The organism is Acinetobacter sp. IK40 (genome assembly GCF_035615075.1).
Taxonomy (GTDB): Bacteria; Pseudomonadota; Gammaproteobacteria; order Pseudomonadales; family Moraxellaceae; genus Acinetobacter; species Acinetobacter courvalinii.
In genome coordinates, this window is sequence record NZ_JANBOE010000001.1 from 262,160 (window position 1) to 279,934 (window position 17,775).

Genomic DNA, 17,775 nt, shown 5'->3' on the forward strand with positions numbered 1-17,775 from the left:
ATGCTTTATCGTTTGCTGAAAGCCAGCTTGAGTGCAAACAGGATAAATACACTGCCTGTGATCCGATCCATATATTGAATAAATTTGGGTTGTTTTAAATAGGCTGAAATGGACTGCATTGCAACAATCAGGAATATCGACCAGAACAACCCAATTACCACATGAATCATCACCAAGCCCATGGTCCAGATGATTGGAGATGAGGACTGGGGAATAAACTGCGGTAAAAAGGAAATATAAAAAATACCGACTTTAGGATTAAGCAAATTGCCCCAAAAACCTTTGATAAACCAGTTTTGCGCCGTCGTAGAATCATTCAGACCAGTGAGCTGGCTACGAGGTTTCAAGATCAGATTGAGCCCTAACCAGGCCAGATAAATGGCGCCCATCCATTTTAAAATATTAAAGGCCAGATCCGAGGTCATCAATAAGGCGCCCAATCCGCAGGCCACAATGACTCCCCACACGATACAACCCAGATTAATCCCCAAGGCCGCTTGAAATGCTTTGGCCTTACCTTCAAGCGTTGCGGTACGGATAATCAGTGTGGTATCAAGCCCGGGGGTAATGGTCAGCAGGGTAATTGCAATCAGATAGGGAATAAGCATTGTTGTCATGATGAGGGCACCACTTAAAACTTGAAAAATGATTGTAGTACAGTGCACTACATTGTTCGAGCAGGTTTAGCAGGAATCGAGGGAAAAATTTGCTAGACTGTCGCTAGGTCTTGTTTTCAGCATGGAGCGTCATTTGGAAACCCCTGCAAAACTTCTATCCATGTGGTTAAAAGAACGGATGATTCAAAATCAGTCGGAACATACCATTGCGGCCTATCAACGCGACTTGACTGATTTCTTCCGGTTTTGTGAACAAAAGCAATTACAGTTCCAGGATATTGAAGCTTCTGACCTGAGAGAATATCTGGCTGCCCGTGTCGAACGAGATCAATTGAGTAGCAGTAGCTTGCAGCGACATTTGACTTCTATTCGCCAATTTATGAAGTGGGCAGAGCAAGGACACTATCTGGAGCAGAATCCATCTGAAGATTTTAAATTAAAGCGCCAGCCACGTCCTTTACCGGGCATGATTGATATTGAGACGGTTCATCAAATTCTAGATCAGGCTGCCCCCGAAAAACCTGTTGAGCAGCAATTATGGCGACGCGATAAAGCCATGCTGGAACTGCTATATTCCGGTGGTTTGCGTTTGGCAGAATTGCAAGGCTTAAGCATCAAGGATATTGATTTCAATCGGCAGTTATTACGTATCACAGGTAAAGGCAATAAAACCCGCATAGTCCCATTTGGAAGCAAAGCCAAAGATAGTCTGGTGGAATGGCTAAAAATCTATCGGATCTGGCAAGGTGGCTTTCATGCGGATTCTGCGGTTTTTATCTCGCAACGTGGCAATGCCTTAACGCCACGTCAAATTGAAAATCGGGTCAAGCTGCAAGCACAACGAGCAGGTGTCAATGTCGACCTGCATCCGCATTTATTACGGCATTGTTTTGCCAGTCATATGCTTTCTGCCAGTGGCGATTTACGTTCTGTGCAGGAAATGTTGGGACATAGCAATCTTTCTACCACCCAGATCTATACCCATGTCGACTTTGATCAGTTGGCGAAAGTGTATGATCAAACCCATCCGCGGGCGCAAAAGGCGAGTTCCTGATATATTATGTTGCAAATTTGAACGATTAATCGTCGTCTACTTTTCCAGTTTATTCCGTACATTTGTTGAATTGATGTTATTACTTAATTGCCACGTTTTTATAAAAGTGAAAAGGCAACCAAATTTGCAGGAAACGATCCGTTACAGATCGTTGCAATCCTGATGAAAAATGCTGGTTTAGATCGTTGAATTTTATAAAATATTAAAAAAATCAAAGTTTAATATTCATCATCTTGATGAGCTAAATAAATAGAATGAATCATTATTTTCAATTTGTGAACTGAGCGTTTCATGTTTTTTATGGCTGTAGCGGAAATTGTGACTTGACCGAAATGCCAAATACATTGCAAGATAGGGCACCTAAAAAGTTTCAATCGAAGAGTTAGAATACTCTTCATTACATTTACTTGCTTAGAACAGCCGAGGATTACATGAAGGCTCTTGTCGCTGTAAAACGTGTGGTTGATGCCAACGTTAAAGTTCGTGTTAAGCCGGACAATAGTGGGGTTGACCTTACCAACGTTAAGATGTCAATCAACCCATTCTGTGAAATCGCAGTGGAAGAAGCGGTTCGCTTAAAAGAAAAAGGAACAGTTTCTGAAATCGTTGTGGTTTCAGTGGGTGCTAAAGAAGCTCAAGAACAAATTCGTTCTGCAATGGCGCTAGGTGCTGACCGTGGTATTTTAGTTGAAACTGCTGATGAAGTTGGCGCTCTTGAAGTTGCTAAAATCTTGAAAGGCGTAGTTGATGCTGAAAAACCGGAACTTATTCTTCTTGGTAAACAAGCAATTGATGACGACTCTAACCAAGTAGGTCAGATGCTTGGTGCTTTACTGGGTGCAGGTCAAGGTACTTTCGCATCTGAAGTTAAAGTTGACGGCGGTAAAGTTCAGGTAACTCGTGAAATCGACGGTGGTTTACAAACTGTTGAGCTTGCACTTCCTGCAATCATCACGACTGACTTACGTTTGAATGAGCCACGTTATGCTGCTCTTCCAAACATCATGAAAGCGCGTAAAAAGCCACTTGATACCAAATCACCTGCTGATTATGGCGTTGCAACAGGCACTAAGCTTAAAACAATTAAAGTTGAAGCTCCTGCTGAACGTAAAGCTGGCGTACAAGTGAAGTCTGTAGACGAGCTTGTTGAAAAATTGAAAAACGAAGCGAAAGTGATCTAATACAGAAGGATAAAATCATGAGTATTTTAGTTATCGCTGATCACAACAACCAGACACTTAACGGTGCAACTTTAAACGTTGTTGCGGCAGCTCAAAAAATCGGTGGTGATATTACTGTATTGGTTGCTGGTTCTGGCGCTCAAGCAGTTGCAGACGCTGCTGCTAAAGTTGCTGGTGTGAGCAAAGTATTACTTGCTGACAATGCTGCTTATGCAAACCAATTGGCTGAAAACGTTGCTGGCTTAGTTGCTGACATCGCGAAAGGCGGTTACAAATACGTATTAGCTGCATCTACAACAACGGGTAAGAACATTCTTCCACGTGTTGCTGCACTTCTTGACGTCAGCATGATTTCAGACATCATCGCTGTTGAATCTGCAAATACATTCAAGCGTCCGATCTATGCAGGTAATGCGATTGCAACTGTTCAATCTGACGAAGCAATCATCGTGGGTACCGTTCGTGGTACAGCATTTGATGCAGTTGCTGCTGAAGGTGGTTCTGCTGCGGTTGAAGCGGTTGCTGAAGCAAAAGACGCTGGTATTTCTACCTTTGTAAACGAAGAAATCGTGAAACTTGATCGTCCAGAGTTAACTGCTGCACGTATCGTGGTTTCTGGTGGTCGTGGTGTAGGTTCTGGTGAGAACTATCACAAAGTCCTTGATCCATTAGCTGACAAGCTTGGTGCTGCTCAAGGTGCTTCACGTGCTGCGGTAGATGCTGGCTTCGTACCAAACGATTTCCAGGTTGGTCAAACGGGTAAAATCGTTGCGCCTGATCTTTATATGGCGATTGGTATCTCTGGTGCGATTCAGCACTTGGCAGGTATGAAAGACTCTAAAGTGATTGTTGCAATCAACAAAGACGAAGAAGCGCCGATCAACAGCGTTGCTGACTACTGGTTAGTGGGCGATTTAAACACTGTTGTTCCAGAATTGGTAAGCAAACTGTAATTTATAGTCTGCTACTTATTCAAGAAAACGCCCTTGTGCTATACATTGCACAAGGGCGTTTTTTATTGGATAGATGATGAATACTGATTCTGCTGCTACGATGGATGCACAGCATTTACATCATTCGCTGGTCAGCTTGGCACGTGCAGATATGGCGCGGGATTACTTATGTATTCGGGCGAAAAACCAGCATGGGCTAGCGAATATTCAAGTGAACCAGTTGCATATGGGCATGATTTTGCATGGGCAGAAACAATTAAAGCTGTATCATCAGCAGGTGAATCTACGTGCGGGTGACCTGTTTATTATCAAGCCCGATACTGTTGCCGATACCGTCAATATTCCAGATCCGGAAACGGGCGAATATCTAACCATTCTGGTGCCGATGTGTGAAGAGGTGATTCAGGCTGCACAGATGATCTGGGCCAAGCCGATTACCGATAAAACAGAAGCAATCTTACGGTTTTCAATCCATGATTTTGCACCTCATCTTCTAAGCTGGCAAACCGCTTTATTTGAACAGGATCTGGTCAAGGCACGTTTGTCGATTGCAGCGATACTGGTGCAGCTATGTCAACAGCATTGTTCCGATGTATTGATTGTTCCTGCTCCACAACTCTCCAAACGAATTTACCAGTGGGTGCTGGAGCAGCCACAACATGCATGGCAATCCAGTGAATTTGAGGCGCGCCTAGGTTTAAGCAGTGCCACGTTGCGGCGTAAACTCAGTCAGGAACAGACTTCTCTAAGGGAAATCATTACCCGTGCTAGGCTTGCCTATGCACTGGAGTTGTTGTATTCAAACAAACTGCCGATGAAAACGATTGCAGCGAAGTCCGGCTATCAATCGGTTACGACGTTCCGTGCCCGATTCATACAGCGTTATCAGGTTGATCCTAACGTTTTAGCTTTGTAATCATCCAGATTGAGCGATTCACGTCGATGATTGAGCGATTTTGAACACTAGAAATACTTAGAGTTAAATCAATCCAATGTCGAGGTGATGAACGTGAAATTATTAAAACCGGTTCTGTTTGCATTATTGTTTAGTGCAGCTACTGTCCATGCTGAATCCAGTCCTCAGCTCAAGCAGGTCGCAGGATATTTTTTACAACCGATTGGAAATCTGAAAGTGACGGCGCTGTTTGATGGCGAACTTGGCTTGCCTCGTAGCGATTTGCTGGGAATTTCATCGGAAAAAGCCAATCAGTTATTTGCTCAGAATTTTGTACCTGTCGATGAGCACAATCAGATCGTGACTGACTTTTCGGCTTATCTGGTCCAAACTCCCACCCAGAATATTTTAATTGATGCGGGCACGTCCCAATGCTTTGGTTCAAGCTTGGGACATGTCCCGGAAAACCTGAAAAAGGCAGGGGTACAGCCCGAGCAGATTGATACGATTTTGATTACCCATGCCCATCCTGATCATTTATGTGGCATTAGCCTAAACGGAAAAATGCTCTACCCAAATGCCAAGGTATATCTGGCCAAAGCGGATGTCGACTATTGGACATCAGCAGAGAACGAAGCAAAAGCCACTGATTTCTTCAAACCTTTATTTAAAATGACCCGCGATGCATTACAACCTTATCAGCAGGCAGGACAGTTGAATGCCTTTACCAAAAGCTCTTTCCATGTGCCGAATGTTGAACTGATCACCACGCAGGGACATACCGAAGGCCATTCCTCATATCTGGTGGATGGACAAAATGGACAAAAATTTTTGGGACTGGGGGATGTGGTGCATTATGCTGCGGTGCAATTTCCTTATCCCGAAGCCAGCTATAAACCGGATACGGATTCCCGAAGTGCTATTGCAGTGCGTAAACATATCTTTGAACAAGCCTATCAGCATCAATGGTGGATTGGCGCTGCACATGTGGCTTTTCCCGGCATTGGTCATATCGGCAAGAATGCGCACGGCTATCAATGGATTCCAGCCCAATATCGCCCAGAACAGTGAAGGGTGGCTTTGATTTTTTCTTCGCTGATAGAAGCTTCAAGCTTATGAGACAGAGCGTTTCCTTTATGCAACGATACTGTTGCTAATTTAACGTACTGATTTAAATCGTATTAAATTAAGTTTTTCTTAATGGTTAATTTCAATCAAGCTAAAAGTGTACTGATTAGTACACTTTTGTTAGACTTTTATTTTCGCTGGTTTTTTTGTTGAATAATGAAGTTTGATTTCCGCTTAAATGGCGTTGTATTGTTTTTATTCTCCCTTTTAACTCTCACCGCATTTCTAGCCATTGCCCAAAGTGCTGTACTGTTGACATGGAATGTCCATGTTCTGGAAGCTTTTCAGGCCATTGTGTTATTGGCTTGTGTTCCGTTCACCTGGTTCTATGTCAAACCCAAGACCTTAACTGAGCAGAAGAAATGGTTCTGGATCTGGGCCATGGCGTGGTGGTTGATGTTCTTTGGACGAAGCATTAGTTGGGGGCGTGATTTTTTTCCTGAAGTTCCGCATGTCTATTATCGGATCATTTCAATTTTTGTGATTGCACCTGTGGTTCTGATGCTGTTTTCTCCGCACTTAAGAGCTGAAATCAAGTATAAGTGGCAACAGCTCAAGTTGCCGTTCTGGTATTTGCTGATTGCTGTTGTATCGTTATTTTTCGCCGATAGCGTCGAGCATCATCGCTTTATAGATACTTGGTTATTAAGCTATTCTGCAAATCAGGATATCGTGGAAGAGCTCTACGAAAATCCATTTATCCTGGCACTGTTCTGTTCTGCTTTTTATTTTATGCAGCAGGATCGGGTGACTGAACAGGACAAGCTCATGCCGGCGATGCAGTCAGAACTTTCACCCAAGCCCTATCAATAAAAATAGAGACTTTTTAAACGGTTTAGCTCGGGTCTTAACCGATGCGGAATTACGTTAAATCAGCGACTTTTGCAGCAGGGTTTGCTGCTTTTTTATCCAAACCGCTGGGCAAAGTATTTTTATCGGCGCTTTTCTGTTTTTAGCAATTTTAAGTCATTCATTTATATATCCTTTTTATTGTAAAAAAATGCTATTTTTGCAGGCTTAAACTTACCGTTATTTTGTGCTTTATGCTATAATTTTTCGCTGTATTTTTTATTTTAGTTCAAGTCTTTGAGCTGAATTTTTGCAAGATTGAAGACATAAAAACAGGTACAACTCTCTACCTGTAAACAAGGAGTATGCATGAGCGTATCGGAAATCAGACCGATTGCCATTGAGGACGAACTCAAGCATTCATATCTAGATTACGCGATGAGCGTAATCGTATCTCGTGCATTGCCAGATGTGAGAGACGGTCTAAAACCTGTTCATCGTCGCGTATTATATGCGATGCACGAATTGGGCAATGATTATAACAAAGCGTACAAAAAGTCTGCTCGTGTTGTCGGTGACGTAATCGGTAAATATCACCCGCATGGTGATAGCGCAGTATATGAAACAATCGTTCGTATGGCGCAGGACTTTAGTTTGCGTTACATGCTGGTGGATGGTCAGGGTAACTTCGGTTCGGTCGATGGGGATAGCGCGGCAGCAATGCGTTATACCGAAGTTCGTATGCAAAAGCTCACCCATGAAATTTTGGCCGATCTGGAAAAGGATACGGTTGACTGGGAAGATAACTACGACGGTTCCGAGCGTATTCCTCAGGTGATGCCAACGCGTATTCCAAATCTACTGATTAACGGTACGACGGGTATTGCAGTGGGTATGGCGACCAACATGGCGCCACACAACATGACCGAAGTGGTCAATGCATGTCTGGCGTATGCCAATAATCCGAATATTTCTGTAGAAGGATTGATGGAGCACATCACGGGCCCGGATTTCCCTACAGGCGGTATCATTTACGGTAAATCGGGCATTGTAGATGCCTACCGTACCGGTAAGGGCCGTTTGCATATTCGGGGTAAATATCACTTCGAAGAAGACCAGAAAACAGGTCGTACCACGATCGTCTTTACTGAAATTCCTTATCAGGTCAACAAAGCAAAAACCATTGAACGTATTGCCGAGTTAGTCAAAGAAAAGAAAATTGAAGGTATTTCTGAGCTTCGTGACGAGTCTGATAAAGAAGGGATGCGTATCGCCATCGACTTGAAACGTGGCGAAAATGCAGAAGTTGCAGTGAATAACCTGTTCTTGCATACCCAACTTCAAAACTCGTTCAGTATCAACATGGTCTGCCTGGATAATGGTCAGCCGAAGTTGATGAACCTGAAGGATATTATTGCGGCATTTATCCGTCACCGCCAAGAAGTTGTGACGCGTCGTACCATGTACGAACTGCGTAAGGCGCGTGAGCGTGGTCATATCTTGGAAGGTTTGACCGTTGCCTTGGCTAATATTGATGCCATTATTGAGACTATCAAGACTTCTGCCAATCCGGCTGAGGCGCGTGAGCGTTTACAGGCTGGCGAATGGGCAGGTGGCGGTGTGGTTGCCTTACTGGAAAAAGCAGGCGCGATTTCTGTTCGTCCAGACGAGATTGAAGGCGAAGATCCGGCACGTCCATTTGGCTTGTCAGGTGATATTTATCGCTTGTCACCAACTCAGGTTGGCGCGATTCTAGAATTGCGCTTACACCGTTTAACGGGCTTGGAACAAGACAAGTTACACGCTGAATATACTGAAATCTTAGGCCAAATTGCTGAATTAACAGCGATTCTGAATGACTTCAATTTGTTGATGAACGTAATTCGTGAAGAGCTGGCGTTGATCTTGCAACAATATGGTGATGGCCGCCGTACTGAGATTGTCGAGTCTGGTGTTGATTTCTGTCGTGAAGATCTGATTCCTGAAGAACAGGTGGTATTGACAGTTTCACAAACCGGTTATGCGAAAACCCAGCCGCTTTCTGATTATCAGGCGCAACGTCGTGGTGGTCGTGGTAAGTCTGCCACTGCAATGAAAGATGATGACATCATCCAGCATTTAATTGTGGCGTCGAACCATGCAACCGTGCTGTGCTTTACCGATGTCGGCAAGGTATATCGCTTACGCGTATTTGAAGTACCGCAAGCATCTCGTGGTGCCAAAGGTCGTCCAATTATCAATTTACTTCCTCTCGAAGCGAATGAAACCGTTACTGCTATTTTACCGTTGACTGAATTCCCTGAGAACCATTACGTATTCATGGCGACTGCATCAGGTACGGTAAAACGTGTTGAACTTGCACAATTTAGCAATGTCCGTTCAAACGGTTTACGTGCGATTGAGCTGAATGAAGAAGATACCTTGATCGGTGTTGCGATTACCGACGGTAACCAGCAGATCATGCTGTTCTCGAATGAAGGTAAGGCGATCCGTTTTGCTGAAACTGATGTTCGTGCGATGGGTCGTACCGCCAAAGGTGTACGTGGTATGCGCGTCAGCTTTGCAAGCAACAGTATCGAAGCTGAAGATGCTGACGTTGAAAATGATGACAGCGATGACAATGATGATTCATCAGATTCAAATGTCATCAGCCGTATCGTTTCGCTTGTAGTTGTACCTGAAACGGGTGAAGTGCTGTGTGCATGTGCCAACGGTTATGGTAAACGTACTCCAGTAGATGACTTCCCGACCAAGAAACGTGGTGGTAAGGGTGTAATTGCGATCAAGACCAGCGAACGTAATGGTGAGCTAGTGGGTGCAGTATCGATTGATGAAAGCAAAGAACTGATGTTGATTTCTGACGGCGGTACATTAGTACGTACCCGCGCTGCTGAAGTGGCAACCACAGGCCGTAATGCGCAAGGTGTACGCTTGATCCGCTTAAGCGATGCTGAAACCCTGGTGGGCGTGGTTTCGATTGAAGCTGTAGAAGATGACGAAGAGTTAGATGCTATAGATGAAGTTGAAAATACCGAAGCTGAAACAGTGACTTCTGAAGAAGTGGTTGCTGAGCCAAAAGATGATGCGCCTGAAGCGTAATCATTGAGGTAATAAAAAAGGAAGCTTATGAGCTTCCTTTTTTTATGGGTTGCATCATTACTAAACGGTAATAAGAAATTGCCAGTAAAATTGCAGCGACAGTAGCTAGATAAATCAGTTTTGGTACCACAATAGAGGTTGGTACACCCATTTGATTGAGCTGGACAAACATCTGGACACCATGTGTTGAAGGAAAAATCCAAGCCAACCATTGCATCCAGTGCGGCATGGCTTCATGCGGCCAGGCTGTGCCAGTCAGTAAGAACAATGGAACAGAAGTCACCACAATCAGATGCCCAACTCGTTCAGGCATATCCACCAGTGAACCGAGCAGCATGCCCAAGCCAATCACACAGCTGACATAGATTGGAACGGCAAGCAACATGCCCCAGAAGTTGCCACCGTGTGGAAATTCATACAACCAGAAGGTAAAGCCGAATAAATATAGACAGCTCAGGCAGCCAGTGGTAAAAATGGCGGCAAATGTGGCCCAAAATTCAACCGGTTTTGCCACCCAGCCCTGTTCACGGTAACTGGCAATCAGCATGGCAAGACCCAATACAATAGTCTGATGAATGATCAGGCTGGCCACAGCAGGGAAGATATAACTGCCATAACCTGACATGGTATTAAACAAGGGAATCTGATGAATCGAAAGTTCTGGTTCGAAAGCAGAGGCATTACCGAATTTCTCTAAATGTTCTTTCAGGGTGTATTCGATTGAGCTTGCCAAACCCACGCCAACCTCTTTGGTCCGAATAAAATAGGCTGTACTCAAGTACAGGCCAATGCCGCCCATTTCCCCGCGTTTCAAGCTATTAGTGAGGTTCTCAGGCAGTAACAAGATACCTTCCGCTTGCTGGTTCTGCACCATGCGCTGTGCTTCCAGAAAATTATCCGTCACCGTGGTGATCTTGATATGCGGACTATTCGAGGCCTGACTAATGATCTTTGAAGTCAAAATGCTTTGTTCTTCATCCACAATCACAATCGGAATATCTTCTGCGGTTTGTGCTTTATAAGCGGTTGGGTAGAAGAAGCTATATAGCAGGGTTGCTGCAATCAGGGTGGTAAATACCGAATTGTTGGCAAAAATATTCTTAAAGGTCTGTAGGTAATAGCTGAAAAATGACTTCATGCGCTCAGCTCCTGAGTATTTTTCTTCAACAGACGCACGCTTAACGCAAAGAATAAGCTCGCGAAGACCAGCAAAATAGCAAAGGGAACCATCGAGACATGCAGATCGCTGCCGATAATCCACTGTTCGGTTTGCAGCTTGGCATAAGGGGTATAGGGAATAATCATTGACCAGAACTGGGTAAATGCAGGCGCATTGTTCAAGGGTAAGGTAATTCCTGAGAAGCTGGGTGAAGAACCACCATAAAGAGCAATAAAACCAAAGGTTTTAGGTAGCGAGTACCACGGTGCTGCTGATCACAGCATAGGAAAAATACAGTAAAAATTGTGCTACCAAAATCAGCGTGAGTGAACCTGCAATGAAGTAACCGCGGATCTGTGCTAACCAGAACATCCAGCACCAGGTCCAGGCACAGAAAATAAAGACATAGAGCAATATTTTACCGAGTAGGCTGGAAACCACTTGTTTGGAACTGACCCATTCACCCACTGTTTTGCGCTTAAACTCTTGCCCTATGGCAAAAGCCACGCAGCAACAGAGCAATAAGTGTAAAACGGCTGGCACCATAAACGGTTCAAGAAATAACTCATAACTCATGCTTGGGTTATATAAGGTCGAGATCTTGATGTGTGGGGTGGGCATGTCCAGATAGGGGATCGTATTGGACAGATAGCTTTGTCCCATATATTCCGCCATGCCATTCAGGGTGCTGATGAGCATGGCTGAGGAAATGGTATTCCCGATACTAAAAAATGACTGGTTATAGGCGATACTGATTTGTGCATCTTGTGCTTTGACCAGACGTTGCTCAGCACCTTCGGGAATCATCACGAATCCCCAGGCTTCTGTTTTATTGATGAGGCGCTCTGCTTCATCCTGACTGGCAGTGATGGTCTTGACCTGTAACGTATGGTTCAGACTTAAGCTACGAATCACCTTACGGCTCATTTCACTCTGGTCCTGGTCAATCACTACAATGGGCAGATGCTCAGCCTTACCGGCTGAAAACATACTGCCAAACAGCAGAATCACCAGCAATGGGGCGATAACCGCCATAAACAGATCGACTTTATGGCGTTTGAGATAGCGTAATTCCCGAAGCATGACAGCAAACATCGGTTATTTGGCCTCTTCGATTTTGAAGAGTACGCTCATACCGACTTTTAAATCTGGAATGCGTTGCTCGGGCACCAAATGGAATTTAAAGCTGCGGATGTCATAACCACCAGTTTGACGCGTGGTTTTAATGGTTGCAAAATCACCTTCGGCATCAATGTTTTTGACTTTAAAAGTGACTTTCTGGTTTAAAGCCGGAATAAAACCTTCAATGGTTTTCATTTGATACACAGCGCTGTACATGTCTTCGCGAACATTTAAGCTGACCCATAAATCATGATCTTCAATAATACTGACCACAGGCACGCCTGTTGCGACTAACTCTGTCGGTTTACCATAGGTCTTAGAAACAGTTCCGTCAGTTGGTGAATACAGTTTGGTTTCTGCTGTCAATGCGTTGGCTTCTTTGACTGCCGCTTGCGCCATCGCCACTTGTGCATCCGCAGTTGATTTCTGTTGTTCGGTACTACCACGTTTGGCACGGGCATACTGTTGATAAGAAGCTTCGGCAGTCTCACGTGCAGAGGTCTGTGCAGCCCGCATTTCATCGCGACGTTGACGAGAAATCACCCCTTGCTGATAAAGGGTTTCACCACGTTTATAGGTGGTTGCTGCCAATTCTGCCTGGGTTTTCATGGCTTGCCAGTTGGCATACAGGGTCTCAATATTTTCCTGTTGAGCACCACGATAAACGGTGGAATGGAATGCAGTTGCACTTTGTAAAGCTGCTTGAGCCTGTTCTTTTTTTGCTTCAAGTTCCGGGCTGACAAAGCGGACCAGTGCCTGACCTTTCTTAACCGGCTGGCCTTCAGAAACATAGAACTCTTCGATACGACTAGGCACTTTGGTGCTGATATGCACGGTTTCTGACTCAACCCGACCTTGCAACTCAATGGCTTGCGGTTGATAAGCTTTCCACAAGCCAAAAGCAATTAAACCCAAAAGCAGAATCAAAATAATCAGGCCGATGATTTTTGCCTTGCCTTTTTTAGTGGGCTCGTTCGATGGCTGCTGTGTATTGGAATTTGATGTCTCAGGTTGTGGCTGCGCAACTTGCTCAGTTGTGGTTACTTGCGCTTGAGCTGATTCAGACGCTTGCGTTTCAGTCTTGTTGTCCACTTGATTTTTATCGCGTTCTGAATTGGATGATGATTGATCTTGGCTCATAAAATTCTCCAATTAACGGATATAGTCAGTACGTGGTTGATGAACATACAGCTTGAACTCATCAATCGAGCCATAGCTTTGTAAAAGTGTTGCTAAAGATAAAATGTATTTATATGAATTAAGCGCCATTTCGCTTTTTAAAGCACTGAGGGCGTTTTGTGCATCAATCACTTGTGTCGCCGTGCCCATACCTTCCTTAAAGGAAAGCTGCTGGATACGTAAGTTTTCTTGTGCCGCTTTGGTGTTTTGAACCAGCAATTGATGGCTATTCTGTGAGGAACTTAATTCGCTATAAGACTTATACAACACATTTTCGACTTCCTGCTTGGTGCGTTCAGTCATCAGTTCGGCTGCATACTTTTTAAGTTCGGCGGCACGGATGTTTTTATTGTTATCGATACCCGAAAATAAATTGTATTTTGCCATGACGCCGACAATCCAGTTCTCTTTGCTGTCCAGTCCATATTCACCAAAGGCAAAAACACTCGGTTTTTTGGCTGACTGCTGAACCTTGACATTTTCATTGGCCAGTTGGGTGTCCATTTGCAGCTTTTTGATCAGACTGGAATTCTGATCATAATTTGCCAGCATTTTATCCAGAGAATGGTTTTGTGCATTATTCACAAATAGGGGCGTAGTGAGATTTAAACTTTCTCTGGTTTTAAGCAAATTTTGCAGGCTAAACTGACTGGCTTGTAAGTTCGATTGAGCATTTTGATAGCTACGTTGCGCATTATTACGTGCTACCTCAAATTGCATGCGCTGGCCCTTATTAATAAAGCCTTGCTTCTCCAGTTTAAGGGCATTGTCATAATGTTCCTGCATGGCATTTAAATTAAACAGGCTGGCATTGAGTAATTGCTGCTGTAATTGCACATTAAAATAAGACTGGATCATCTCAAAACGTTGCGAGTCTTGTTGTTGTTTTTCGCTAATATTTGAGCGTTGTGCCTGAATGGTGGCAATCTGTTTGGCGCTGCTAATTTTACCGCCGGTATAGAGCGGCATCACCATGGAAACTGAGGTACGCACATCATGGTCTTTAACCGTAACATCTACATTGTTCGGCACCTGATTCAGGCCTTCACTTACGGTTTGATCAAATCCCTGACTAACCTGATCAATCACTTCAGGCGGTAATACATTTTCCCATTGCGATAACTTGTCATCAAAACCACGGGCCAATGAATTTTCCAGTCGTCGTTTGCTTGAGCCTAAAGGCACGCTGGTTTCACTATGGAATGAATAAGCACGGGCATTTAAATCAATACGGGGAAGGCCCAAGTTTTTAACCGCTTCCATCTCAAGTTGTGAAGCTTGTTGCAGAGCTTGTTGGGCTTGGGAGGCATAGGCATTTTCGACCACATACTGTTCAGCCTCGCTATAGCTGAATGTCTGGGCCCATACAGAAGATGAAAATAAGGCACAGCTGATCAGGCTTATACTCAAGCTTAACATTTTGGGAAAGCGTTTGACCTTGAAATCCGGTCGGTCATGTTGTTTCAACATCAGGTTATGTCGCAATTTAATAATATCCTGCGTTAGTCTAAATTCTTTTTATAAAATTAAAATATTATGTTTTTAATTAAATAGTTATATGGCTCAGATTGGTGTAGTGAATTTGTAAAAAGTAGAGTTTTTAATCTAAATAAAATGGTGAAAAACTGGGACGTTTTAGGTTCGGGAAAAGGGCTGGCAAGTTTGGCCTAAAATAATTGTAATGACAAAACATGATTGAAAAATTAATACTTTTTTTGCAGTCAAATTGAAATATTTACTGCATAAGCTGCTGCAAGCTTCGCCAATCTATGATTAAATTCCCATTCCAATTTGTTCCACTTTAACAAGGGAAAACTCATGCGTGCTTATAATTTCTGCGCTGGTCCTGCTGCATTACCTACTGCCGTTTTAGAAAAAGCTCAACAAGAATTGTTGAATTGGCAGGGCAAAGGTCTGTCGATCATGGAAATGAGTCATCGTAGCAATGACTATGTTGCCGTGGCAGAGAAGGCTGAAGCTGACTTACGTAAGCTCATGAACATTCCAGAAAACTATAAAGTACTGTTTTTACAAGGTGGGGCATCCTTGCAGTTCTCGGCGATTCCGCTGAACCTGTTAGGTAAAAATAACAAGGCAGACTATATCCATACCGGCATCTGGTCTGAAAAAGCGCTAAAAGAAGCGAAACGCTATGGCGATATTAATATCGTTGAAGCGGGTACGCTTATTGATGGTAAACATGCGATCACTGAACAGAGTACTTGGAATCTGTCGAATGATGCAGCCTATGTGCATTATGCAGATAATGAAACGATTGGTGGTTTGCAATTCGCTGCTATTCCAGATGTGAATGCACCTTTGGTCTGTGATTATTCATCTAGCATTTTGTCTGCACCATTGGATGTCAGCAAGTTTGGTCTGATTTATGCCGGTGCGCAAAAAAATATCGGCCCAGCAGGTTTGACCATCGTTATTATTCGCGATGATTTACTCGATCAGGCCAAGCCGGAAATTCCAAGCATCTTGAAATATGCAGATCAAGCCAAAAATGGTTCAATGGTCAATACCCCGGCGACCTACGCATGGTATTTATCAGGTCTGGTATTTGAATGGTTGCTTGAGCAGGGTGGAGTAGATGCCATCTATAAAGTGAATCAGGAAAAAGCCAAGTTATTATATGGTTATATTGATTCGAGCGACTTTTATAACAATCCGATTGCAGTGCCAAACCGTTCAATGATGAATGTACCATTTACCTTGGCGGATGAAGCACTTGAAAAGACTTTCTTGAAAGAAGCTGAACAGCATCACTTATTGAACTTGGCAGGCCACCGTTCAGTAGGAGGCATGCGTGCAAGTATTTATAATGCCGTCCCGTTAGAAGGTGTACAGGCTCTTGTTAACTTTATGGATGATTTTGCGAAACGTCATGGTTAAGCCATAAACAGCAGTTAAAATAAAAGCCCTCATCATTGAGGGCTTTTATATATGAATAAGGGTATGGGCAAAAATCAGAAAAAGCCAATTTGATGAAAAATAAGTGCTGCTAAGAACATACCGAGTAAGAAAAAGCAAAAAGCACCAACATCAAGTTTAAGACCTTGATCACTCGAATGAATCAGACTGGTGGTTGTTTGTTCTGGTATAATTTTCATTAGAACGCCTAAAATGCCATTTATGTGATTTTTTGTCACTCAAGAGCAGTTTTAGCATAAATATCAGTATGAATAAAGATCAATTTCACTGTAATACATACCGTTTCACAAAAAACATATAAACTTCAATTCTCAGCTTGTTTCACCATTACCAACCATTTCATAATGCAACACTCTATTTCATGTCATTTGTGTACATATTCGTGTACATAATGGCTTATTCTGATTTTTAAATCAGTTTTGTGTACATATTATTTTTAGAGTTTGAAATGGCATTATCTGAAGCTTGGCTGAAAGCAAATAATGGTAAAGAGCGAGATGCGGTTGAAGTTGTTGCCGACCGTGACTCTATGAGCGTTAGAATATCACCTAAAGGCAAGATTGTCTTCCAGTTGCGGTATAGATTCAATAATAAGCAAGAAAGGGTTGATCTTGGTACTTACCCCCACATAAGCCTCAAAGATGCACGCTTGGAGGCTACACGCCTCCGTGGGCTGTTAGACCAAAATAAAAACCCAAAATTAGAACTACTGGTTGAGAAAGAAAAGAATATAAACCCTGTCACATTCAAAGAAGTTTTCTTAATGTGGTATGAATCTTATTGCTCTAAAAATAAGAAAGAGCATAAAAGCATTAAGCGCATGTTTGAGAATCACCTATTTAATAAGTTGGGTAATCATCCTATTGATCGAATTGATATAAGTGATTGGCTAGGGATTTTTGAAGATTTAGCAGGGCGTATACCCGGCACAGCAAAAAACCTTTTATCGAATACCAAACAAATGCTGAAATGGGCCGCTAAGCGTAAATATATTCAAACCAATATTCTTGCTGATGTATACCCAAAAGCTGACCTTAATATTACATCGATACCAACCAAGCGTGTTTTAACAGACGATGAAATTGTAGTTTTCTATGAATGTTTAAAATGGTCAAGATTAAGTGCTAAAAATAAAATATTTTTAGAATTGTGCTTGATCTTTGCGTGTCGCAATGGTGAGTTAAGAAGGGCAGAAAAGAAACATTTTGATTTGAACCGCAAAATCTGGAAGGTCCCACCATCTAACCATAAAACCGGGTATAAGAACGAAAAGACCTTGATTCGCCCTATTTTGCCATACATGGAAGATTTAATCCGTGAGGCTATGGAGTTAAGTGAAGGTAAGTATTTATTCAGCAACGGTAAGAAAATTGAAGAGTACATGACGGATCCAGCATCTACAGCATTACCGAATAGTGTGATCGGCTGGGTGAAAAGATTCAAAAAAGAAACTATGGAACATTGGACGCTTCACGATCTGCGCAGAACAGCACGTACTAACTTTAGTGCAATCTCAAAAAATCGAGATATTCATGAGATCATGATTGGGCATGTACTGCCTAATAACCAAGAGGTATATGATTTGTATGGGTATGTGCTTGAACAGGCAGAAGTTTATGAAAAATGGATTGAAAAATTACAGAGATTAAAAGGGTAAAGCGG

At 43.0% G+C, this 17,775-nt stretch carries 14 protein-coding genes and 1 pseudogene; 9 read left to right on the plus strand and 6 right to left on the minus strand.

The features are described 5' to 3' along the window. Positions 1-5: 5 nt before the first annotated feature. Positions 6-617 (minus strand): LysE family translocator, encoded by a 612-nt coding sequence (locus tag MSG93_RS01235; protein WP_324619240.1) that lies wholly within the window; start codon positions 615-617, stop codon positions 6-8. Between the two features lie 160 nt (positions 618-777). Here MSG93_RS01235 and xerA point away from each other — a divergent pair, with 160 nt between their 5' ends. From xerA to gyrA, 7 genes are all read left to right on the plus strand, one after another. Then, positions 778-1,671 carry a site-specific tyrosine recombinase/integron integrase gene (gene xerA, locus MSG93_RS01240; RefSeq protein WP_324620641.1) on the plus strand — a complete coding sequence of 298 codons (894 nt, stop codon included), beginning with the start codon at positions 778-780 and terminating at the stop codon, positions 1,669-1,671. A gap of 431 nt (positions 1,672-2,102) precedes the next feature. Further along, entirely contained in the window at positions 2,103-2,852 is a 750-nt protein-coding gene (locus MSG93_RS01245) for an electron transfer flavoprotein subunit beta/FixA family protein (protein WP_004771287.1), read from the plus strand. Positions 2,853-2,869: 17 nt separating this feature from the next. Continuing rightward, complete coding sequence (locus MSG93_RS01250) at positions 2,870-3,805, plus strand: FAD-binding protein (protein WP_004771288.1); 936 nt, start codon at positions 2,870-2,872, stop codon at positions 3,803-3,805. 76 nt (positions 3,806-3,881) lie between these two features. Further along, positions 3,882-4,721 carry an AraC family transcriptional regulator gene (locus tag MSG93_RS01255; RefSeq protein ID WP_324619245.1) on the plus strand — a complete coding sequence of 280 codons (840 nt, stop codon included), beginning with the start codon at positions 3,882-3,884 and terminating at the stop codon, positions 4,719-4,721. 87 nt (positions 4,722-4,808) lie between these two features. Next, positions 4,809-5,771: an MBL fold metallo-hydrolase gene (locus MSG93_RS01260; RefSeq protein WP_324619247.1), complete on the plus strand. Its 963-nt coding sequence runs from the start codon at positions 4,809-4,811 to the stop codon at positions 5,769-5,771. 213 nt (positions 5,772-5,984) lie between these two features. After that, positions 5,985-6,641: a hypothetical protein gene (locus MSG93_RS01265; protein WP_262768441.1), complete on the plus strand. Its 657-nt coding sequence runs from the start codon at positions 5,985-5,987 to the stop codon at positions 6,639-6,641. Positions 6,642-6,986: 345 nt separating this feature from the next. Then, positions 6,987-9,716, plus strand: coding sequence for a DNA gyrase subunit A (gyrA, locus tag MSG93_RS01270; RefSeq protein ID WP_005284510.1), 2,730 nt, complete (start codon positions 6,987-6,989; stop codon positions 9,714-9,716). A 25-nt stretch (positions 9,717-9,741) separates the two neighbouring features. Here the strand turns inward: gyrA and MSG93_RS01275 are convergent, their stop codons facing one another. From MSG93_RS01275 to MSG93_RS01290, 4 genes and pseudogenes are all read right to left on the minus strand, one after another. Next, positions 9,742-10,854 (minus strand): ABC transporter permease, encoded by a 1,113-nt coding sequence (locus MSG93_RS01275; RefSeq protein WP_202740109.1) that lies wholly within the window; start codon positions 10,852-10,854, stop codon positions 9,742-9,744. Then, positions 10,851-11,970: pseudogene (locus tag MSG93_RS01280) on the minus strand (ABC transporter permease). Before MSG93_RS01280 ends, MSG93_RS01275 begins: the two are co-directional and overlap by 4 nt. A 3-nt stretch (positions 11,971-11,973) precedes the next feature. Beyond that, positions 11,974-13,137, minus strand: a complete 1,164-nt coding sequence (locus tag MSG93_RS01285) for an HlyD family secretion protein (RefSeq protein WP_324619252.1) — start codon at positions 13,135-13,137, stop codon at positions 11,974-11,976. A gap of 12 nt (positions 13,138-13,149) precedes the next feature. Further along, positions 13,150-14,646: a TolC family protein gene (locus MSG93_RS01290; RefSeq protein WP_324619254.1), complete on the minus strand. Its 1,497-nt coding sequence runs from the start codon at positions 14,644-14,646 to the stop codon at positions 13,150-13,152. A gap of 348 nt (positions 14,647-14,994) precedes the next feature. Here MSG93_RS01290 and serC point away from each other — a divergent pair, with 348 nt between their 5' ends. Next, positions 14,995-16,074 (plus strand): 3-phosphoserine/phosphohydroxythreonine transaminase, encoded by a 1,080-nt coding sequence (gene serC, locus MSG93_RS01295; RefSeq protein ID WP_324619256.1) that lies wholly within the window; start codon positions 14,995-14,997, stop codon positions 16,072-16,074. A 74-nt stretch (positions 16,075-16,148) separates the two neighbouring features. Here the strand turns inward: serC and MSG93_RS01300 are convergent, their stop codons facing one another. Next, positions 16,149-16,292 carry a hypothetical protein gene (locus MSG93_RS01300; protein WP_004771301.1) on the minus strand — a complete coding sequence of 48 codons (144 nt, stop codon included), beginning with the start codon at positions 16,290-16,292 and terminating at the stop codon, positions 16,149-16,151. A gap of 269 nt (positions 16,293-16,561) precedes the next feature. Here MSG93_RS01300 and MSG93_RS01305 point away from each other — a divergent pair, with 269 nt between their 5' ends. After that, positions 16,562-17,770, plus strand: a complete 1,209-nt coding sequence (locus tag MSG93_RS01305) for an integrase family protein (RefSeq protein WP_324619259.1) — start codon at positions 16,562-16,564, stop codon at positions 17,768-17,770. Positions 17,771-17,775: the final 5 nt, after the last annotated feature.